Source organism: Enterococcus sp. E4-150, assembly GCF_035726465.1.
GTDB classification, from domain to species: Bacteria; Bacillota; Bacilli; order Lactobacillales; family Enterococcaceae; genus Enterococcus_B; species Enterococcus_B faecium.
This window is the reverse complement of the sequence record NZ_JAPRGK010000003.1, coordinates 215,466-235,673: the sequence shown is the minus strand read 5'-3', so window position 1 is coordinate 235,673 and position 20,208 is coordinate 215,466. Positions and strand designations below refer to the sequence as shown.

The window sequence follows — 20,208 nt, the reverse complement described above, 5'->3', positions numbered from 1 at the left end:
TTCATTCATCTTTATAAGGGACATTACATATGTAAAAAGAAAAAACATTTTTAGATCAGCCTCGTGGGCTGTCGACTTTATTCTTCGCTTTATGTTTAGCTAGAAAATCGATCCGAAACATTTATTGATCGAATAATAAAAACTTGATTTTCCACCTGTGCTTTGACTGAATCGTGAAAGCACAGGTATGAAAATCAAGTTTTTTGTTGCGAAAAAGCGTCCTAGTCAAAGTTGGCCGAGCGGCTGGCGGCTGATCTGCTCCTGCTCAATAACGAGTGCTTCTTGGAAGTGTTGCTGCAAAAAGTAGCGATCATGGCTGACTGCTAGGAGCGTTCCTTGATAGTCTTGCAGCATTTCTTCAATTTCTTCTCGAGCATAGCTGTCGAGGTGATTGGTTGGTTCATCCAAAATCAGGACGTTGATTTTTTCTAAAAAGAGTTTCAGCAACGCCAAACGGATTTTTTCACCACCGGATAAATCTTTGATCCGTTTACCCACATCGCTTTGATAAAAGCCACTTTTGGCTAATTGCCGTCGAGCGACTTCTTCGTTTCCAGTCAATGTGATGGCGTAAGCCAGCAAACGGCTATCGGGATCGGCAAACTGCAGCTGCTGCGGCAAATAACCGATTTGCAAGCTACTACCTAATTTGATGGTGCCACCGTAAGGCTTTTCCTCACCGAGTAATAATTTGAGTAAGGTTGATTTTCCTGCACCATTGTCGCCGATGATGGCTAAATGATCTCCACGATAGACTGCAAAACTGCTGTCTTTGAATAGTACTTGATCAGCGTACTGCTGGTGCAAGTTTTGAATGATGAAAACTTCTTTGCCAGATTTTCCACCATTAGACAAGCTTTGCAGCCGATTTTTCGGGGGAGCTGGCGGTTTGACGAGTGTCAGTTTCGCCAGGCGGCGTTCCAGTTCTTTGGCTTTTTTGAAGAAGGACTCATTGTCTCCTTCATGTGCCCACTGACGAAAACGTCGAATCATGACTTTCAACCGCTGGACTTCTTTTTGCTGCAGTTCGTAATTTTTTGTCAGCTCAGCCAAGCGAGCTTCTTTCAAGACTCGAAAACGGCTGTAGTTTCCGGGATACTCAATCAATGCACCTTCTTCCAGTTCCCATGTTTTTGTGGTGACTTGATCGAGAAATTGCCGATCATGAGAAACGACCAGAACCGATTTTTTTGTATTCTGTAAATAGTTTTCCAACCAGCGAATACTGTTAAGATCTAAATGATTGGTCGGTTCATCGAGTAAAAGTAAATCGGCATCGGCTGCTAAAATTTTGGCTAAAGCGACTTTAACTCGTTCGCCTCCGCTAAGTTCTGTTAACCGTGCTTCCTGACGGTGTGGAATCCCTAAGCCTTGCAAGATCGCTGCAATCCGGTCTTCTAATACGTAACCGCCTAGTTCTTCAAAGCGATGCTGCAGCTCACCGTAACGGGTCAGACACTTCTCTAAGTTTGTATCTGGTTCTGTCATCAATGCTTCGTAGCGACTCATTTGCTGTTTGAGGTCCTGTATCTCAGCGGCAGAATGGAGCAAGTAGTGGTTGACGGTTGCTTCGGAAACTGTAAGTTCTTGTTCGACCGTCCCGATCTTTAAGCCTTTTTTGCGACTGATAACACCGCTGTCGACACCTTCTCTGCCGGTCAAGATTTGTAAAAAGGTTGATTTGCCAGTTCCGTTGATACCGACTAAGGCAATTTTTTCACCAGCTTCAATTTGACAGGATAAATCCTCAAATAATGGATTCCCGCCGATTGTTTTTTTAATAGAAATTGCTTGTATGATCATGATCTCTCTCCTTGAGACCACTCAAAAAGGCCATGGTTATCCATGGCCTGTGTTATTTAAACTCAGATTATCATGAGAAAAATACCTTGAGATGGCCATTGATTTTACGTGAATTCAACTGTTTTGGACAAACTTGTCCCGTCAACAGCAACTGTAAAACCAATTGCATGGCTAAATGCGATATGGTATCGTTGGTAATTTTCATTACTTGTTATTTTAGTCATGCGCATCATAGTATTTTCCCTCCTTCGTGTAGTTGTCTTTTCCAGTGTACCTGAATGTGTCAGAAAGTTCAACTAGCGCTGACATTTACTTAATATTTATCGATGTGTAATTCTGTCAGAGAGCTTTTTTTATCTGACTGAGGGTAATGTCTCGTGGACCACATCATTGTATTCTGAGCTAAACCAGCGTTCAGGCGAAATCATATGGTGTTTGATAAAAAATTTTGTCTACATGACTTCCTTTTGCCATTTGCTTAATACCGTTGCATTAAACAGCTCTTCTCTTTGGAAATCTCACCAACATCGCGTTCAGGAGTATCGTTGTGGTTGCAATGGCAAGCGGTAGCCTTTCATCAATTCTTGAATGATTTACCGAATGTAGCACTTGCCTTCTCGCGGTACCCGAACCCGAAATAAAATTTTAGTTTGGCGATAAAATCGGTATCCGCCATCGATACTTCATATTTTTTCGTATCAGATTCATCGGAAACTTCCACATTGACGAACCAATAAGCTTTGGCATGCTTAGGTCGTTTTAAACCACACCAGGGCGACTAATCGCCCTGGTGTTCACTTTTTTTTATTTTACTTGAACTCATTGACTGTTTTCCCTTTATTTTAAACATTATAAAGACCGATGAGTGCTTGCCGCGTCTTTTGTTTTTATCACGGTTTTTTGTGCAAAAAAACCTGCCGATAGTTGGCAGGTCGTCTACGTGTTAAGCTTTGGTGTGGTCTTTAGCTGGCAATTGGTTTTCTAAATCAGTTCGGACAACAAGCACATCGCAAGCTGCGTTTCTAATAACATATTCAGAAACAGAACCAATAAATAAACGTTCTACAGCATTCAATCCTGTGGCTCCTAACATAATCAAATCTACTTGATTATCTTCTGGGATTTCTCTGGCAATAATTTGTTTTGGTGAGCCATATTCTACGACAGAGGTTACATTATTCAAGCCAGCTTTCTTCGCATTGCTTTCATAATCTGCCAATGTTTGCTTTGCCATTTCAGTAGCTTGTTCTGCAAGCATTCCATCAAAGGATGAAACGGTTTGGAAAGAACGTGTGTCAATGACATGTGCTAATAGAAGTTCTCCGTTATTTCGGATAGCTACATTGACCGCCTTTTTAAAAGCTAATTCAGCTTCATCAGAACCATCTACGGCAACCATGATTTTTTTGTATTGTTGTAACATAAGCATTCACTCCTCAAGTCAATCGTATTGTACTCTTTTATTGTAGAACACTTTAGGGAAAAAGAGAATTATTTACTGCTTTGGTTCAGCAATTTTTTTTGCAAATCGGATACTGAAGGTGGCAGAAACAATAATTACGATCAGTAAAAAGACCAAGGCAATAAAGCGTTGATTGAAAAAAGCTGTTAAAATACCCATTACGCCTAAAACAGCATATGCAGCTCCGTAAAATTGTAGGAATCCTTGATTTTTATCATTTTTGTTGATCAATACAAAAAAGATATCCTGTTTATTAAATAAATAATAGCTAACGAATAATAATACTAAAGTGGCGATAATCATTAAAATCCTAATCATGAACAAATCCTCCAAAATAAGCAACAAATAGAAAAAGCAATTTGCCAAGAGCAAATTGCTTTATTCTTTAAAAGATGGTAATCTCCGTTAATGCCGTTGTTTGTCCTGTAGTATTGATCCCGCGAATTCAAGCAGGTGGGTCCCATGGTCGTAGCTTCGAACTACCAAATGATAAGGCATGTTACCAGCAGTGACACAAGACGGGTCCCAAGATATCAATAAAAATGTTCGGTCAACACACAAAGAGGACAATTCGAACATCACAGATTTCCCACCTCTATAGTAGCATATGAATTTAAAAAGAGCAATGAGAGAGCTCGCAGAAACAGAACCGTTTTCTTGTCTAGTTTTTTGGAGGATGCTTTTTCCACTCTTTTATACGGTAATACTGTTGACCCAGAGCCTGTTCATATTTCCCTGTATCTTTTGGCTGATAATACTGAGCATTCTTCAGTTTATCTGGTAAATATTGCTGATTGACCCAAGCCTGATCAAAATGATGAGGATACTGATAACCCACGCCACGGTTGAGGGATTTCGCACCTTTGTAATGGCTATCTCTCAAATGATCAGGAACATCTCCAGCTTTGCCCTCTCGAATATCAGCAAGTGCTGCATCTAATGCCATGTAGGCAGAATTGGATTTTGGCGACAAGCAAAGATCGACGACGACGTCTGCTAGTGGGATACGTGCCTCAGGCAATCCCAATTTTTCAGCAGCTAATACAGCGTTCACTGTACGAGCCGCAGCAGCAGGATTACCTAAACCTATATCTTCATAACCGATAACCATCAGACGCCGGCAAATACTTACCAGATCACCTGCCTCAACTAAACGGGCGAGATAATGAAGTGCAGCATCCACATCACTTCCACGAATCGATTTTTGAAAAGCCGAAATAACGTCATAATGAGCATCTCCATTTTTGTCATGGGTAAGAGCTTTTCTTTGGACACATTCTTCAATGATCGACAGTGTAAGATGAATCCTTCCTTCTTTATCTGAAGGAGTCGATAGTGTAGCCAGTTCCAGCCCATTCAATGCACTCCGCAAATCGCCGTTCGTTGCACGCGAAAGGTGAAGAAGAGCATCTTCGTCTAACTGGATTGCTTGTTGTCCAAGGCCGCGTTCTTTATCCCTTAAAGCATGTTCGACTGCCAACTGGATGTCTTGTTCTGTTAATGGTTTGACTTCAAAGATCTGTGTACGGCTGCGGATCGCTGGATTGATGGTAATATAAGGATTCTCAGTAGTCGCTCCGATCAAGATGATTCGGCCACTTTCTAAATGAGGAAGCAGAAAATCCTGTTTTGTTTTATCTAATCGGTGTACTTCATCCAATAAGAGGATCACTGTACCACTCATTTTTGCTTCTTCCGCTACAACTTGTAGATCCTTTTTTGAATCTGTAGCGGCGTTTAGCATGCGAAATGCATAGTTAGTAGAGCCGGCGATCGCACTTGCGATACTCGTTTTTCCAGTACCAGGAGGTCCATATAGAATCATGGAAGAGAGCATGCGAGCATCGACCATGCGGCGTATGATTTTTCCTTCCCCGACTAGATGCTGCTGACCAACGACTTCATCGATCGTTCGAGGTCTCATGCGATAAGCCAATGGCTGTTGCATAGGATTTTCCTCCTTCTTGTTTTTACGTCCCTTAATTATATCATATTTAGCAAGATGCCTAGAAAGAACAGCCTTCTGTTGTTTTGTTTTCATAGCTTATCCAACTAATATTGTGTATGATAAAGTAGGTGAGAAAAATGACGGATAAACAAAAGATAGATGAATTTTTTTGGAATAAAACGACGCCAGAAGTGGCACGGGATTTATTGGGGATGTATTTGGAGCATGACACACCAGAAGGAAGATTAGCTGGATATATTGTAGACGCGGAAGCATACCTAGGTCCAGAAGACGAGGCTGCCCATAGCTATGGTTTAAGAAGAACACCGCGTGTGCGGGCAATGTATGAAAAACCAGGTACGATCTACCTTTACACGATGCATACTCATCGGATTTTGAACATCATTACTCAGCCAGAAGGGATTCCTCAAGGAGTAATGATACGTGCAATCGAACCCGCCGCAATGATTGATCAAATGAGTAAAAATCGTGGCGGAAAAACTGGTCCAGATATCAGCAACGGTCCGGGAAAATTAGTGGAAGCATTAGCAATTCCTCAAGAACTTTACGGTCAGTCTATAGCAGATAGTTCGTTACGCTTAGTTTTTGAGAAAAAAAAGACACCAAAAAAGATCAATGCTTTGCCTAGAATCGGTATCCCAAACAAAGGTGTATGGACAGAAAAGCCGTTGCGTTTTGTTGTGTCGGGAAATCCTTATATCTCTTTACAAAGAAAAAACCAAATCGAGAAAGATTGGGGTTGGAGGAAAGAAAATGAAAAAGAAGGATCTATTAACATACTTAGATGAAATAATTGAAAAACAAGTGACAGACTATGATGTAGCTTTAGATTGGGATACAAAAAATCATACGATCGAGATCGTTGTTCGCTTGTTTGCAGAAAATAAAGCACAATTTGAGATTGATGATGCAGAAGGGATCGTTTCGCAAGAACCAATTATCGAATTTGAAGACGGCGTACTTCTTTTTAATCCTCAGAAATCTGTTTTTGATGAACGGAATTATCTAGCAGTAATCCCTTATGAAGGAAAAAAAGGGTTGGCAAAATCAGTAGCTGATTCTTTAGTGGAATATCTAAATGAAGTATTAGCTCAAGGGCAAAGCGATTTGCTTGATTTTTTGGATGAAGACGATGACGAAGCTGTATTCGAGCTTCACTGGGATAATCAGCAACTAGCAGAATTAGTAGAAGTAAAACAGCAAAATGAAGCAGATACTTATTTACCGTACCCAAGTTATTAAGGAGTGACAGATATGAAATGGAATGAAGTAAAAGTAGAAACTGAAAGTGAAGCAGTCGAAGCAGTTGCTAATATTTTGATGGAGGCAGGGGCGAGTGGTGTCGCGATTGAAGATTCTTTAGATGTTGAACATTTTCAGTCGGATCAATATGGTGAGATTTTAGATAAAAATGATTTTACATCGCTGAAAGAAGGCGCACTAGTCATGGCTTATTTTCCGGAAACGACTTTCTTACCGGAAATCTTGCCTTTTATCAAAGATCGTATCACACAATTACCTGAGTTTGGTCTAGCTATTGGAAAAAATAAAGTAACAGTTAGTGAAGTAGAGGAAAGCAACTGGGCAACAGCCTGGAAGAAATACTATCATCCGGTGCGTATTACGCGAATGCTGACGGTTGCGCCAAGCTGGGAAAACTACCAGACAGAAGATCCTCTAGAAAAAATTATCACACTAGATCCTGGTATGGCATTTGGCACAGGCACTCATCCCACGACTTCCTTGACATTGACAGCACTAGAAACAGTCTTGCGTGGTGGTGAAACATTGCTAGATGTGGGAACTGGGTCGGGCGTGCTAAGTATTGCAGCAAAATACCTTGGTGCAAAAGATGTCTATGCCTTTGATTTAGACGAAGTAGCCGTTCGTTCGGCGAAAGAAAATATGGATATGAATGAAATAGCCAAAGATGTCCATGTATCAGCTAACGATCTTTTGACAGGAATCGAGATTGAAAGTGATGTAATCGTTGCGAACATTTTAGCAGATATCATCTTATTGATGATCCCAGATGCTTGGCGTTTACTGAAGCAAACAGGCACGTTGATCGTTTCAGGAATCATTGAAGAGAAGAAGCAAATAGTTCTGGATGCCATGTTAGAACAAGGGTTTATCGTGGATCAAATTTTCCAGCAAAAAGACTGGTATGCAATTATTTTGAAAAAACCAGAGGTGGAATAGATGCAGCGGTATTTTTTAAAAGAATCATATGAATCAAAAGACTATTTTGTTTTAGAAGGGGAAAACTATCACCACATTGTACGGGTTATGAGGATGGAACCCGAGGATGAAGTTTTTTTGGCATTCAATGATCAAATAGCCATTGTTGCAGAAATCACGGAGATTACTGAAGAGGCTGTTTATCTGAAAGAAATTAAAAAAGAAGAAAATCAAAAGGAACTGCCAAGTTCGATTACCATAGCGAGTGGCTATCCTAAAGGGGAAAAGCTGGATTGGATCGTTCAGAAATCCACTGAATTAGGAGCGCAAGCTTTTCTTGGTTTCCCGGCATCAGCCTCTGTCGTTAAATGGGATGCAAAAAAACGTATGAAACGACAACAACGGCTTGAAAAGATTGCTCAAGAGGCAGCGGAACAATCCCATCGGCAGATCGTGCCATCAGTAGAGTTATTGGAAACGAAACAAGATTTATTTGAGCGGCTAGATGATTATGACGTGGTCTTGGTTGCTTATGAGGAATCAGCAAAGCAAGGCGAAAAATCAAATGCAGCCAAAATTCTTAGTGAAACAAAACCAGATAGTCGAATCTTAGCTGTCTTTGGACCAGAAGGTGGATTATCCCGCGATGAAGTCGATTATTTTGTAGAACACAAAGGGATACTTTGTGGATTAGGACCAAGAATCCTTCGTACAGAAACAGCACCTCTTTATTTATTAAGTGCTGCTAGCTATCAATGGGAATTAATGAATCCTTCTTTCAGCTAACGTTCTTCATTAATAAAAGAGTATCGACGGAAAGAATTGAAAAAATAGTCAACAATTTGTATAATAGAAACAATTATTTATACAATGGATACGAAAAATCGTTTGAAAAAGCTTTTAAAAAGCGAACATTTCCGTAAAAAAACGTATAACTGCACGGATTTTGGGACAATTATCAAACAGATATTTGTCCCGATTCCCGTTTTACCGAAAAAAGAAAGGGGGATCGATTCCTGTGACAAAAGAAGAAATTTTAACGGGACCCGGTGTCATAAAGCTCGTTAGTCAATACATGGGTCCCGAACATGTAGCATTTGTTGAGAAAGCATGCGAATACGCGACTGCTGCACATGACGGACAGTTTAGAAAATCAGGCGAACCCTACATTATTCATCCTATCCAAGTCGCAGGTATATTAGCAGATTTAAAAATGGATCCCCATACAGTGGCTACAGGCTTCTTACATGATGTTGTTGAAGATACAGAAATCACTTTAGAAGATCTGAGAGAAGAATTTGGCGATGACGTTGCTATGCTAGTGGACGGCGTAACCAAATTAGGGAAAATAAAATATAAATCCCACGAAGAGCAGCTAGCAGAAAACCACCGAAAGATGCTGCTAGCAATGGCTCAAGATTTACGAGTTATCATGGTCAAATTAGCTGATAGACTACATAACATGCGTACGTTGAAGCACCTGCGAGAAGATAAGCAAAGAAGGATCGCTCAGGAAACTTTAGAAATCTATGCGCCTCTTGCACATCGTCTAGGGATCAGCCGGATCAAATGGGAATTAGAAGATACAGCACTTCGTTATCTAAATCCAAAACAGTATTACCGTATCGTCCACTTGATGCAGACGAAGAGAGAAGAACGTGAAAAATACGTAAGTGGTACTGTTGAAGATATTCGAATAGCAACAGAAGAGCTGGGGATTTTTGCAGAAATCTATGGACGGCCAAAACACATTTATTCAATCTATCGTAAAATGAAAGATCAGAAAAAGCAGTTCAACGAAATTTATGACTTGCTAGCTATTCGAGTGATCGTAGATTCAATCAAGGATTGTTATGCTGTATTAGGAGCAATCCACACAAAATGGAAACCAATGCCCGGCAGATTTAAGGATTATATTGCCATGCCAAAAGCTAATATGTACCAATCTTTGCATACTACCGTGATCGGTCCGGCAGGAAATCCGGTAGAAATTCAAATCCGAACACAGGAAATGCATGAAATCGCTGAATTCGGGGTTGCTGCACACTGGGCCTATAAAGAAGGAAAAAATGAAAAAGTAGAACCAGATGGTATGACGAAACAATTAAGCTGGTTCCATGAGATACTCGAACTTCAAGACGAAAGCTATGATGCTTCTGAATTTATGGAAGGCGTAAAAGGAGATATCTTTAGTGATAAAGTCTACGTCTTCACACCAAAAGGAGACGTTACTGAGTTACCAAAAGGATCCGGACCATTGGACTTTGCATACAGTATCCATACAGATATCGGTAACAAAACCACTGGTGCAAAAGTAAATGGCAAAATGGTGCAGCTTGATTACAAATTGAAAAACGGAGATATCATTGAGATCATGACTTCTCCAAATTCATTTGGCCCAAGTCGCGACTGGTTGAAATTAGTTGCTACTAGCAAAGCAAGAAATAAGATCAAACGTTTCTTCAAAGCCCAAGATCGAGAAGAAAATGTGATCAAAGGCCACGAATCCGTGGTCAAATGTATTACAGATCTAGGATTTACGCCTAAAGATATTTTGACGAAGAACAAACTGCAAGAAGCACTCGATCGTTTTAATTATCAAACAGAAGATGATCTCTATGCAGCTGTAGGGTATGGAGAAGTTAGCCCCTTGACGATGGCCAATCGTCTGACTGAAAAAGAACGTAAAGAACAAAAAATCGAGCAGCAAAAGCAAGAAGCAGAAGAAATCATGAATCAGCCGAAAAAAGAACCTGACAAAATGAAAGTACGTCATGAAGGTGGCGTTGTCATTCAAGGGGTAGAAAACTTACTAATTCGTATCAGTCGCTGCTGTAATCCGATTCCTGGTGATGATATCGTTGGTTATATCACTAAAGGCAGAGGGATATCCATTCATCGTCGAGATTGTCCGAATGTTCAGCCTGACAAACCAAATGTAGCAGAACGTTTGATTGAAGTCGAATGGGAAGATACATCGAATACACGAAAAGAGTATGATGCAGATTTGGAAATTTACGGCTATAATCGTTCAGGCTTATTGAATGATGTACTTCAAACAGTCAATGCGCTAACGAAAAATCTCAACAGCGTTGAAGCACGGACGAATAAAGATAAAATGGCGACGATCCATTTGACGGTTGGTATCCAGAATTTATCCCACCTAAAGAGTATCGTGGATAAAATCAAAGCAGTACCTGATGTCTACAGTGTACGCCGGACGAATGGATAGGAGGACAGATATGAGAGCAGTTGTTCAACGGGTAAGTAAAGCTGCTGTGTCAGTCGATCAGCAAGAAATTGGAAAAATTGGCTACGGCCTACTTGTTTTATTAGGCATTCATGAAACCGATACGCAAAAAGACGTGGACTATCTGGTAAAAAAAATTGCACAAATGCGTATTTTTGAAGATGAACAAGGAAAAATGAATATTAGTGTAGAAGATGTGGGAGGACAAATTTTAAGTATCTCTCAATTCACACTGTTTGCGGATACGAAAAAAGGAAATCGACCAAGCTTTGTGGAAGCCGCACGACCAGAAACAGCTATTCCTTTATACGAATCATTCAATGAAGGAATCAGAAGTCGCGGCATCACAGTCGCTACCGGACAATTCGGAGCAGATATGTCGGTTTCTCTCGTCAATGATGGACCTGTAACGATCATTATTGATTCTAAAAACAAATAAAGTAATCTGGTTTTCACTAGTAAAAACTATGAAACACGTCGCTTAAGTTAGACTGATAAACTCTAACTTAAGTGGCTTTTTTGTCTGCAAAAAGCGCTTCTTTTGTCAGCAGTCGGAAAAAAAGTTAAGCTTAAATTATACAAGTTATTTTTTATAGGAGGTTGCTGAAGATGAAAGAAGTACCAGTAGTAGATATCAAAATCACAGATTTAAAAAAATTGTATCAAAAAGGATACAACATGTTGGAGGAGTTACGCCATGAAGCGGACGCTCCCGTCGTCAAAGCAAAGATTTTCAATAAAGAAGCTATCACGATCTACGGATCATCAGCAGCAAAAGTATTTTATGATCCAAGGAATTTCAAACGAAAAGGTGCTATGCCAAAATTAGTATTGAAGACACTTTTTGGTCAAGGTGGAGTACAGACTTTGGATGGAGCTGCTCATCACCATCGGAAAAATATTTTTATGGATCTAATGACACCAGAAAGAATGGAAGATTATCATCGTATCTTAGATAAGAATCTGACACAAGCACTTGAAGCACAGCATGTTCAATTTGAACTATTTGATTTAAGTAAGATGGTTTTCTTTACATCTATTTGCGAGTGGGCAGGTATCAATTTATCAGCGATTTCTAAAGATGAAGTCGAAAAATTAGCAGAATATCAAATCTCTATGATCAGCGGAACGTTTACTTCTCCGATTGATCACATAAAAGGTGTCGAAAATCGCAAAAAATCAGAAAAATGGGCGCAAGGCTTGATTGAAGAAGCTCGACAAAATCCTGTGGCTGGAAAAGAAAATGTGGCATTATATGCTTTTGCCAATGCCACAGATTTAGATGGTCAGCTTTTACCTCTGGAAGTGGCAGCTGTTGAATTATTGAACATCATCCGTCCAACGGTTGCTCTAACTGTGTGGGCGGCATTGATGGGACATGCACTTTTCAGTAGACCAGATTTGTATCAGCAATTAAAAAATGACTTTTCGACGTTGCAAGATCCGTTTATTCAAGAAATGAGACGCTATTATCCTTTCTTCCCAATGCTACCTGCGATTTCGCTGAAAGAAGTAGAAGTAGATGGTTATCGTATACCAGAAGGCAGTTGGGTTATTTTAGATTTATATGGAACAGACCATGATGAACGAACAGTTGAAGCGCCAGATTCCTTTATGATCAAACGGTATGTAGGGAAAGCAAAAGATATTTCCTATAAAGAAGAATATGAGATGATTGCACAAGGCGGGGGAGATTTTCGACAAATGCATCGCTGTGCAGGAGAATGGATCACTCTTCATAGTCTACGTGTGTTTTCCGATCAGCTAGTAAATAAGTTTGAGTTCTCTGTACCTGAACAAGATTGGACGATTCCATTCAATCAGTTTCCGACTTATCCGAATAGCCGAGCGCTACTTTACAAGAATTAGATTAGCATAAACTTATCGAAAAAAAGGAAGATCAAACAGTGCTGATCTTCCTTTTTTCATATTACTATAAATTGATAAGGTCAATTGATCAAAATCCACGAAATGCTTCATCAATGGTTTGATAATCTTCATTGGATAAATGCAAATCTAAAGCTTGGACATTGTCAGATACTTGCTCTGGACGCTTAGCTCCAGGTATAACTACAGACACTCGTGGATTCTTCATGTACCAAGCTAAAACAAGTTGCGCAGGAGTGGCTTGGTATCTTTTAGCAATGGGGCGAAGTACATCGACAGCGGTTAAAATTTCTCTGAAACGTTCTCCTTGGAAATCTGGGTTTCTTTTTCGAGGATCTCCTTCACCAAATTGTTTTTCCTCACCAAGTTCATATTTTCCTGTCAGCAAACCGGAAGCAAGAGGAAAATAGGGAACAAAACTGATTTTGTTTTTTTCAAGATAAGGGAATAATTCTTTTTCAGCCTGCCGATGGATCAAACTGTATTTATCTTCTACTACATCGACATATCCATCTGCATTCGCTTCTTTCAATTGTTCTAACGTGAAATTTGACACACCGACTGCTCGGATTTTTCCTGCTTCTTTTAATTCATGCAATGTAGCAACTGATTCATTTTTTGGTGTGCTTTCATCCGGAAAGTGGATATAAAAAATGTCGATGTAATCAGTTTGCAGACGTTTTAGTGCATCTTCCACCGATTGTTTGAGAAACTCAGGAGAATTATCAAATGTTCGCCCTTTATTTGGTACATGAGCAGCTTTTGTAGCGATGACGACACGTGAGCGATCATATTCTTTTTCCTTCAGTACCTCGCCAATCAGTTCTTCGGAACGGCCGTTTCCGTAAGCATAAGCGGTATCGATCAAATTGATCCCGCTATTCAAAGCTGTACGAACTACTTGTTTTCCTGTCTCATCTTCCAAACCGTCAAAAAGATTATGTCCTCCAACGGCATTTGCTCCTAATCCAAGCTGTTCTGCGTAGACTTGTGAATGTCCGATTCTTATTTCTGCCATAGCTGGTTCCTCCTTTTTGTCTAGTCTAAAACAAAATACCAAAAAGCTGAACTAAAACGTTTTTGTGAGGGGAAATAGTCAGATATCTCTTGACTTTGAGACTGGTTTTTAGTAGGTTATAAGTAATATCGAATGTCAATGAAAGAGCGAGTAAGTTTTTGAAACTTTACAAGAGAGGATCATCGAGGCTGAAAATGATCTAAAGTTTCATTAGCCTAAAGACACTCTGGAGATGGACGAGTGAAAAGCCGTCCCGCGTACGAGCGTTATTCGTAAGAGGAAAGAGAAATCTTTCAAAATTAGGTGGTACCGTGTATGAATTTCATTCACCCTTGTTCATGATGAACAAGGGTGATTTTTTTATTTACATAGCTAAGAAAGGGAGAGAAAACTATGAGTTTCCAAAGACCAAAAGGAACAAATGATATTTTGCCAGGCGAATCAGAAAAATGGCAGTTTGTCGAAGAAACAGCACGTTTATTATTCAGAGATTATCAGTATAATGAAATGCGTACACCGATTTTTGAACACTATGAAGTGATATCCCGAAGTGTAGGGGATACAACGGATATCGTTTCAAAAGAGATGTATGATTTTTATGACAAAGGGGAACGCCATGTGACGCTTCGACCAGAAGGTACAGCACCAATCGTTCGTTCTTTTGTTGAGCATAAATTGTTCGGCCCAGAGTATGCGAAACCGTTCAAAACTTTTTATATGGGACCAATGTTTCGCTACGAACGCCCTCAAAAAGGACGGTTACGTCAATTCCATCAAATCGGAGTAGAAGCATTTGGATCAGAAAACCCTGCAACTGATGTGGAGAGCATGGTGATGGCACTTGATTTCTTCAAACAGTTGGGGATCACGCAAATCCGGCTAGTCATCAATTCATTAGGTGATAAAGAAACGCGTCAAGCCTATCGTCAAGCATTGATCGACTATCTTTTACCTTTTGAATCAGAGCTGAGTGAAGACTCTAAACGCCGCCTTCATGAAAATCCATTACGCGTATTGGACAGTAAAGACAAACGAGATCAAAAATTTGTGGCAGAAGCTCCATCTATCTTAGATTATCTAAGCGAGCCTGCTCAAAAACATTTTGATACCGTTGTTTCCATGCTGGATGCATTGGCTGTTCCTTATGAAATCGACAGTAATATGGTTCGCGGACTAGATTATTACACACATACGATTTTTGAAATCATGAGTGACGCACCAAAAATGGGGGCACAAGCAACGATTTGCGCAGGCGGACGTTATGACAATCTAGTGGAAGAACTAGGTGGTCCTTCAACACCTGGCTTCGGATTTGCAATGGGTATCGAGCGATTACTCTTGACTATGGAGGCAGAGGAAGTAGTTATCCCTGCATTTAATGAGTTGGATGCTTACGTGGTCGCACTCGGAGACGAAACAAATATCGAAGCATTGAAAGTGGTCCAAGCGATTCGAAACTTTGGTTTTTCAGCTGACCGCGACTTCATGAACCGTAAAGCAAAAGCGCAATTTAAGACAGCAGATAAAGCGAATGCCAAATTAGTATTGGTGATCGGTGAAGATGAGCTTGCTAGTCAAACGATTAATGTCAAAGCAATGGCAAGCCGAAAAGAAAAAAGTTTTCCATTAGAAGAGATATATGAACATTTTGATGAAGTCTATGATGAAATGACTTTATTCGAGTAGGAGGAAAAAAATAAATGGCACAAAGAACGATCTATTGCGGATTAGTTTCCGAACAACAATTAGAACAAACAGTTACATTAAAAGGATGGGTACAAAAAAGACGAGACCTTGGGGGAGTAATCTTTATCGACCTACGTGATCGTGAAGGAATCGTTCAAATCGTCTTTAATCCTGAAATCAACAAAGAAGCATGGGAAATCGCGGATAAATGTCGCAGTGAATACGTGATCGAAGTGACTGGGGAAGTTAGAAGACGCGGAGAAAATGCAGTAAATCCTAAAATGGCCACTGGTGAATTCGAAGTGATTGCAAGTGAAATCGTGATTTTGAATCAAGCAAAAACCCCGCCATTTCAAATTGAAGATGATCAAGCAATCAGTGACGAAATACGTTTGAAATATCGTTATTTGGATCTGCGTCGTCCAAAAATGACTAAAAACATCAAATTAAGAAATGCGACAACAAAAGCGATTCGTCATTATTTAGATGATAATGACTTTCTCGATATCGAAACACCTTACCTAGGGAAATCTACACCAGAAGGCGCAAGAGACTACCTAGTTCCTTCACGTGTCCATGCTGGACATTTCTATGCGTTGCCGCAATCTCCTCAATTGTTTAAACAATTGCTGATGAATGCTGGATTCGACCGTTATTATCAAATCGTTCGTTGTTTCCGCGATGAAGATTTACGTGGAGACCGTCAGCCTGAATTTACGCAAGTAGATATTGAAACAACGTTCTTAACAGCAGAAGAAATCCAAACTTACACAGAGGGATTGATTGCGAAGGTAATGAAAGAAGTTCGCGGTATCGAAGTCACATTGCCATTTCCTCGTATGACCTATGATGAAGCAATGGCTCGCTACGGCAGCGACAAACCGGATACACGTTTTGACATGGAATTGATCGATCTAAGCGATACAGTCAAAGAAGTAGAATTCAAAGTCTTCCAAATGGCTCTTGAAAACGGCGGTGTCGTGAAAGCATTGAATGCTAAAGGCGCTGCAGATCGCTACTCACGAAAAGACATGGATCAGTTAGGTCAATATGTAGGACAATTCGGAGCTAAGGGACTTGCATGGCTGAAAGTAGAAGAAGACGGATTGAAAGGTCCAATTGCTAAATTCATGGGAGAAGCAACAGAAGCAATCATTAAAGCAACAGATGCAAAACCAGGTGACTTGCTGATGTTTGGTGCAGATAAAAGTGAAATCGTCGCTGCTGCATTAGGTGCTATCCGGACACGTTTAGGAAAAGAATTAGGACTAATTGATGAATCGAAATTCAATTTCTTATGGGTAACTGATTGGCCACAATTTGAATTTTCAGAAGAAGAAGGTCGATATGTCTCTGCTCACCATCCATTCACGATGCCAAAAGAAGAAGATATCCCGTTATTGGCTGAAGACCCTGCAAAAGTCTATGCAGAAGCTTATGATATCGTCTTGAACGGTTATGAACTAGGCGGAGGTTCTATCCGTATTCATACTCGTGAGCTTCAAGAAAAAGTACTAGAAACTCTAGGCTTTACAAAAGAACAAATGGAAGAACAATTTGGTTTCTTGTTAACAGCTCTAGATTACGGATTCCCTCCACATGGCGGTATTGCATTAGGATTGGACCGTTTTGCAATGTTATTAGCCGGAGAAGATAATATTCGTGAAGTCATTGCCTTTCCTAAAAACGGAAAAGCAGCAGATGTGATGAGTGATGCACCAAGTATGGTTTCGCCTTTACAATTGTTCGAATTGAATATTGATGTAACGAATATAGAAGAATAGCCGATAAAAAGGTAAAAAGGATTTGTCGAATACGCTTCTTTTGACAACCTTGATTTAATTGAAAAACACTTTATAATGAAGCCATAACATATAAAGCGGGGCTTTTCCATGAAAAAAACATTCGAAAATTGGGCTTATCATGATTACACGACCAAGCTTTCGGTATCTATCGTTTATGCGTTGATCGCATCAGTCGCATTGAATTTCTTTTATCAGCCAGGACATATTTATTCAAGTGGTATTACTGGTCTAGCTCAGATTTTGACGACTTTGTCAAAATCACTGATAGGATTCGAAGTACCGGTATCAACAACTTTGTATTTACTGAATATACCTTTGTTTGTATTGGCGTGGTTAAAAATCGGGAAGAAGTTTACAATTTTCACTTTTATCACAGTCACTTTGACCTCCCTTTGTATCCATATTTTACCGGAAACAGTCCTATCTACCGATCCAATCATCTGTGCGTTGTTTGGGGGGGCTGTGATGGGACTAGGTATTGGGCTAGCGTTGAGAAACGGCCTATCATCGGGCGGTCTAGATATCGTGAGTATCACGATTCGTAAAAAAACAGGAAAGTCGATTGGTTCTATTTCGATCTACTTCAATGCATTGATCGTTTTTGTTGCCGGAATTCTATTTGGCTGGCAATATATGTTTTACAGTACGTTGTCTATTTTCGTCAGTGGAAAAGTAACTGATGTCGTTTATACTAAACAAAAGAAGATGCAGGTAATGATCGTAACGAAACATCCAGAAAAAGTAGTAAATGAAATCCAAAACTGTATGCGTAGAGGGATCACGATCATCAATGAAGCAGAAGGTGCTTATAAGCATGATAAGCAGACAGTATTGATGACGATCGTTACACGATACGAACTGCCTCTACTTAGAGAAGCAATGAAAGCTTCTGATCCACAAGCTTTTGTAAGTATTGCAGAAAACGTCCAGATACTTGGTCGTTTCTATGAGGATGGCATTTAGATCGAGTTTGACAAAAATTCATGAAATACTGCTGTAGACAGACGTTCGTTTGTCTGCAGTTTTTTTCTACCATAGTAGAATCAGCAAAGAAAAACTGCTTTTTTATTTGAAATTTTCTTAAAGTTGAAAAAAAGCATGTTTATTTTTTTAAATTTATGGGATGATAGAAAAAATAGTAGAGAAAGGACACGATTCTACTTGCTATTTTCACTTAATACCCGTATATTACGAATGAAAAAAGTTTATGAAAAGTTGGAATATTGAATGGAAAAACAAAAAAGGTTAAAAAACAGCCGCTACATCACTGGGTTTGATGGGCTCCGTTCATTAGCTGTGGTGGGTGTTATCTTCTATCACCTTCTGCCAACTAGTATGAAAGGCGGCTATTTGGGCGTTCCGATTTTTTTCGTCGTATCTGGTTATTTGATCACGGATCTGCTGCGGCAGGAATGGGAACAAAATGGAAAAATCAATATTTGGCAATTTTATGTCAGAAGAATGAAGAGACTCTATCCGGCACTTGTTTTTATGCTTGTGACAGCTTCGGCTTATATCACTTTGTTTCAGCGAGGGCTGTTAAACAATCTTCGAGGAGTTGTGGTCAGCAGCTTACTGTATGTCAACAACTGGTGGCAAATCAATAACGGTTTATCTTATTTCGATCGATTTGCTAATGAGTCACCGTTTACGCATATCTGGTCTTTAGCAGTAGAAGGTCAAAACTATTTGGTTTGGCCGATCTTATTTGTATTGTTGATGGTATTTGTTCGTAAAAGAAAATGGATCTTTTATACTGTGTTAGGTACATCCTTCCTCTCCGCCATCTTGATGATGATCTTGTATACACCAGGAGGCGATCCAACCCGTGTTTATTACGGTACCGACACTCGTCTGTTTTCTATATGGTTGGGAAGTGCGCTTGCGTTTGTTTGGCCAAGTACGCGTTTAAAGAAAAACATCCCGAAACAAGCGAAAAATATTCTGAATATCGCTGGAGGAATCTCGCTTTTGGCACTGATTCTTTGCTTCTTCTTTTTAGATGATCATTACAATTTCATCTATTACGGAGGAATGCTCCTAGTGAGTCTGTTATGCGTAGTGCTAGTTGCAGTGACAGCACACCCTGGAGCAAGTTTGAATCGATGGTTGACAAATCCAGTATTTACTTGGATTGGCAAACGAAGCTATGGCATTTATTTGTATCAGTTTCCAGTTATGATTTTTTATGAAGCAAAGGTGACTGATATTGCCGATCATGTTTTGTTGCATACTTTAGTGGAAATCACATTGATTCTAATCATCAGTGAACTTTCTTATCGATATGTGGAGCGTCCGCTAGCACGTTTTGATTATGGTCGTACATTCCAAGTGATGAAAGGATGGTTCAGCAAACCGATCATCAGTAAGAGCAAACCATGGGTTGTTCCAGGCACATTACTTGTAGCAATTGCACTCGTTGGTTTCGTTACGGCACCGAAAAACGCTGTAACAGCCGATCAAAAACAACTGCAGGCAAAAATCGCTGAAAGTAAAAAATTAGCAGAAGAAACCAGAAACAATTCAGAAAACACCACTAGTTCGGTTGACCAAGCGATCCTTGATAAGTACGAGTTGTCCAAGGCACAAGGGAATAAGGCACAAAAATTAGAACTAACGGCATTTGGTGATTCAGTTATGTTGGATGCTGCAACGGATCTACAAGAACTTTATCCAAAAGTAGTGGTAGATGGAGATGTCGGACGACAATTATATGCCAGTGTACCTTACATTGAAAAATTAAAGGAACAAGATTTGTTGAAAGACACTGTTCTGATTGGACTAGGAACGAATGGCTCATTCTCGGAAGCTCAGTTTGATAGTGTGATGGATGCAATCGGTGATCGAAAAGTATACTGGGTCAATGTCCGAGTACCGACGAAGCGCTGGCAAAATGACGTGAATGCGATGCTTGAACAGATGACGAAAAAATACGACAATATGACGCTGATTGATTGGTACAGCTACAGTAATGACCATAGTGACTGGTTTTATGATGATCAAGTCCATCCAAATCCTGAAGGGATGACACATTACATTCACTTAGTCAGCGAAGCCTTGCTAGGAGGAAGTTCAAGTACGAACAGCAGTGAGACAAACGTGACAGAATGATAGCTACAAAAAACTTCAGGCAAAAACATTTGTTTT

Annotated in this window: 18 protein-coding genes and 1 other RNA gene; 11 read left to right on the top strand and 8 right to left on the bottom strand. The window is 39.9% G+C overall.

The genetic code is table 11. The features are described from left to right. Positions 1 to 225: 225 nt before the first annotated feature. From abc-f to OZ002_RS04505, 7 genes are all read right to left on the bottom strand, one after another. Complete coding sequence (abc-f, locus tag OZ002_RS04535) at positions 226 to 1,803, bottom strand: ribosomal protection-like ABC-F family protein (protein WP_002332212.1); 1,578 nt, start codon at positions 1,801 to 1,803, stop codon at positions 226 to 228. A gap of 104 nt (positions 1,804 to 1,907) precedes the next feature. Next, complete coding sequence (locus tag OZ002_RS04530; protein WP_002293651.1) at positions 1,908 to 2,036, bottom strand: hypothetical protein; 129 nt, start codon at positions 2,034 to 2,036, stop codon at positions 1,908 to 1,910. 344 nt (positions 2,037 to 2,380) lie between these two features. Continuing rightward, complete coding sequence (locus tag OZ002_RS04525; RefSeq protein ID WP_002293650.1) at positions 2,381 to 2,524, bottom strand: portal protein; 144 nt, start codon at positions 2,522 to 2,524, stop codon at positions 2,381 to 2,383. Positions 2,525 to 2,746: 222 nt separating this feature from the next. Then, positions 2,747 to 3,226 (bottom strand): universal stress protein, encoded by a 480-nt coding sequence (locus OZ002_RS04520; RefSeq protein WP_002293649.1) that lies wholly within the window; start codon positions 3,224 to 3,226, stop codon positions 2,747 to 2,749. A 72-nt stretch (positions 3,227 to 3,298) separates the two neighbouring features. Then, complete coding sequence (locus tag OZ002_RS04515; RefSeq protein ID WP_002293648.1) at positions 3,299 to 3,583, bottom strand: hypothetical protein; 285 nt, start codon at positions 3,581 to 3,583, stop codon at positions 3,299 to 3,301. Between the two features lie 77 nt (positions 3,584 to 3,660). Next, a non-coding RNA gene (gene ssrS, locus OZ002_RS04510) (6S RNA) lies at positions 3,661 to 3,855 on the bottom strand. A 71-nt stretch (positions 3,856 to 3,926) separates the two neighbouring features. Further along, on the bottom strand, positions 3,927 to 5,213 hold the full coding sequence (locus OZ002_RS04505) for a replication-associated recombination protein A (RefSeq protein ID WP_125179002.1): 1,287 nt from the start codon (positions 5,211 to 5,213) through the stop codon (positions 3,927 to 3,929). 137 nt (positions 5,214 to 5,350) lie between these two features. Between OZ002_RS04505 and OZ002_RS04500 the strand changes: the two genes are divergently transcribed. The 7 genes from OZ002_RS04500 to OZ002_RS04470 all read left to right on the top strand — a co-directional run bounded on the left by OZ002_RS04500 (position 5,351) and on the right by OZ002_RS04470 (position 12,534). Next, entirely contained in the window at positions 5,351 to 6,022 is a 672-nt protein-coding gene (locus OZ002_RS04500; RefSeq protein WP_002297596.1) for a DNA-3-methyladenine glycosylase, read from the top strand. Next, the gene (locus OZ002_RS04495; RefSeq protein WP_002289091.1) at positions 5,988 to 6,476 is read left to right on the top strand and encodes a DUF3013 family protein; all 489 of its coding nucleotides are present in this window, start codon (positions 5,988 to 5,990) and stop codon (positions 6,474 to 6,476) included. The genes OZ002_RS04500 and OZ002_RS04495 overlap by 35 nt, the downstream gene beginning before the upstream one ends. 12 nt (positions 6,477 to 6,488) lie before the next feature. After that, the gene (gene prmA / locus OZ002_RS04490; RefSeq protein WP_002301283.1) at positions 6,489 to 7,436 is read left to right on the top strand and encodes a 50S ribosomal protein L11 methyltransferase; all 948 of its coding nucleotides are present in this window, start codon (positions 6,489 to 6,491) and stop codon (positions 7,434 to 7,436) included. After that, positions 7,437 to 8,201: a 16S rRNA (uracil(1498)-N(3))-methyltransferase gene (locus tag OZ002_RS04485; RefSeq protein WP_002289095.1), complete on the top strand. Its 765-nt coding sequence runs from the start codon at positions 7,437 to 7,439 to the stop codon at positions 8,199 to 8,201. Between the two features lie 232 nt (positions 8,202 to 8,433). Beyond that, complete coding sequence (locus OZ002_RS04480) at positions 8,434 to 10,647, top strand: RelA/SpoT family protein (protein WP_002289096.1); 2,214 nt, start codon at positions 8,434 to 8,436, stop codon at positions 10,645 to 10,647. Between the two features lie 10 nt (positions 10,648 to 10,657). Further along, positions 10,658 to 11,104: a D-aminoacyl-tRNA deacylase gene (dtd, locus tag OZ002_RS04475; RefSeq protein WP_002289097.1), complete on the top strand. Its 447-nt coding sequence runs from the start codon at positions 10,658 to 10,660 to the stop codon at positions 11,102 to 11,104. A gap of 170 nt (positions 11,105 to 11,274) precedes the next feature. Then, positions 11,275 to 12,534 (top strand): cytochrome P450, encoded by a 1,260-nt coding sequence (locus tag OZ002_RS04470; RefSeq protein ID WP_325082897.1) that lies wholly within the window; start codon positions 11,275 to 11,277, stop codon positions 12,532 to 12,534. 88 nt (positions 12,535 to 12,622) lie between these two features. On the opposite strand, the gene OZ002_RS04465 is transcribed toward OZ002_RS04470, so the two are convergent. Then, positions 12,623 to 13,570 (bottom strand): aldo/keto reductase, encoded by a 948-nt coding sequence (locus tag OZ002_RS04465; RefSeq protein ID WP_002289101.1) that lies wholly within the window; start codon positions 13,568 to 13,570, stop codon positions 12,623 to 12,625. A 393-nt stretch (positions 13,571 to 13,963) separates the two neighbouring features. Between OZ002_RS04465 and hisS the strand changes: the two genes are divergently transcribed. The 4 genes from hisS to OZ002_RS04445 all read left to right on the top strand — a co-directional run bounded on the left by hisS (position 13,964) and on the right by OZ002_RS04445 (position 20,172). Further along, entirely contained in the window at positions 13,964 to 15,256 is a 1,293-nt protein-coding gene (gene hisS / locus OZ002_RS04460) for a histidine--tRNA ligase (RefSeq protein ID WP_002289103.1), read from the top strand. Positions 15,257 to 15,270: 14 nt separating this feature from the next. Then, positions 15,271 to 17,040: an aspartate--tRNA ligase gene (aspS, locus tag OZ002_RS04455; protein ID WP_002289105.1), complete on the top strand. Its 1,770-nt coding sequence runs from the start codon at positions 15,271 to 15,273 to the stop codon at positions 17,038 to 17,040. 108 nt (positions 17,041 to 17,148) lie between these two features. Continuing rightward, positions 17,149 to 18,024, top strand: coding sequence for a YitT family protein (locus OZ002_RS04450; protein WP_002293644.1), 876 nt, complete (start codon positions 17,149 to 17,151; stop codon positions 18,022 to 18,024). Positions 18,025 to 18,288: 264 nt separating this feature from the next. Next, on the top strand, positions 18,289 to 20,172 hold the full coding sequence (locus OZ002_RS04445; RefSeq protein WP_002303199.1) for an acyltransferase family protein: 1,884 nt from the start codon (positions 18,289 to 18,291) through the stop codon (positions 20,170 to 20,172). Positions 20,173 to 20,208: the final 36 nt, after the last annotated feature.

Coding starts and splice junctions, on each gene's coding strand:
- dtd (WP_002289097.1), top strand. CDS start 10,658: ATGAGAGCAGTTGTTCAACGGGTAAGTAAAGCTGCTGTGTCAGTCGAT.
- hisS (WP_002289103.1), top strand. CDS start 13,964: ATGAGTTTCCAAAGACCAAAAGGAACAAATGATATTTTGCCAGGCGAA.
- OZ002_RS04530 (WP_002293651.1), bottom strand. CDS start 2,036: ATGATGCGCATGACTAAAATAACAAGTAATGAAAATTACCAACGATAC.
- OZ002_RS04470 (WP_325082897.1), top strand. CDS start 11,275: ATGAAAGAAGTACCAGTAGTAGATATCAAAATCACAGATTTAAAAAAA.
- OZ002_RS04485 (WP_002289095.1), top strand. CDS start 7,437: ATGCAGCGGTATTTTTTAAAAGAATCATATGAATCAAAAGACTATTTT.
- OZ002_RS04500 (WP_002297596.1), top strand. CDS start 5,351: ATGACGGATAAACAAAAGATAGATGAATTTTTTTGGAATAAAACGACG.
- OZ002_RS04445 (WP_002303199.1), top strand. CDS start 18,289: ATGGAAAAACAAAAAAGGTTAAAAAACAGCCGCTACATCACTGGGTTT.
- OZ002_RS04515 (WP_002293648.1), bottom strand. CDS start 3,583: ATGATTAGGATTTTAATGATTATCGCCACTTTAGTATTATTATTCGTT.
- OZ002_RS04450 (WP_002293644.1), top strand. CDS start 17,149: ATGAAAAAAACATTCGAAAATTGGGCTTATCATGATTACACGACCAAG.
- abc-f (WP_002332212.1), bottom strand. CDS start 1,803: ATGATCATACAAGCAATTTCTATTAAAAAAACAATCGGCGGGAATCCA.
- prmA (WP_002301283.1), top strand. CDS start 6,489: ATGAAATGGAATGAAGTAAAAGTAGAAACTGAAAGTGAAGCAGTCGAA.
- OZ002_RS04505 (WP_125179002.1), bottom strand. CDS start 5,213: ATGCAACAGCCATTGGCTTATCGCATGAGACCTCGAACGATCGATGAA.
- aspS (WP_002289105.1), top strand. CDS start 15,271: ATGGCACAAAGAACGATCTATTGCGGATTAGTTTCCGAACAACAATTA.
- OZ002_RS04465 (WP_002289101.1), bottom strand. CDS start 13,570: ATGGCAGAAATAAGAATCGGACATTCACAAGTCTACGCAGAACAGCTT.
- OZ002_RS04495 (WP_002289091.1), top strand. CDS start 5,988: ATGAAAAAGAAGGATCTATTAACATACTTAGATGAAATAATTGAAAAA.
- OZ002_RS04520 (WP_002293649.1), bottom strand. CDS start 3,226: ATGTTACAACAATACAAAAAAATCATGGTTGCCGTAGATGGTTCTGAT.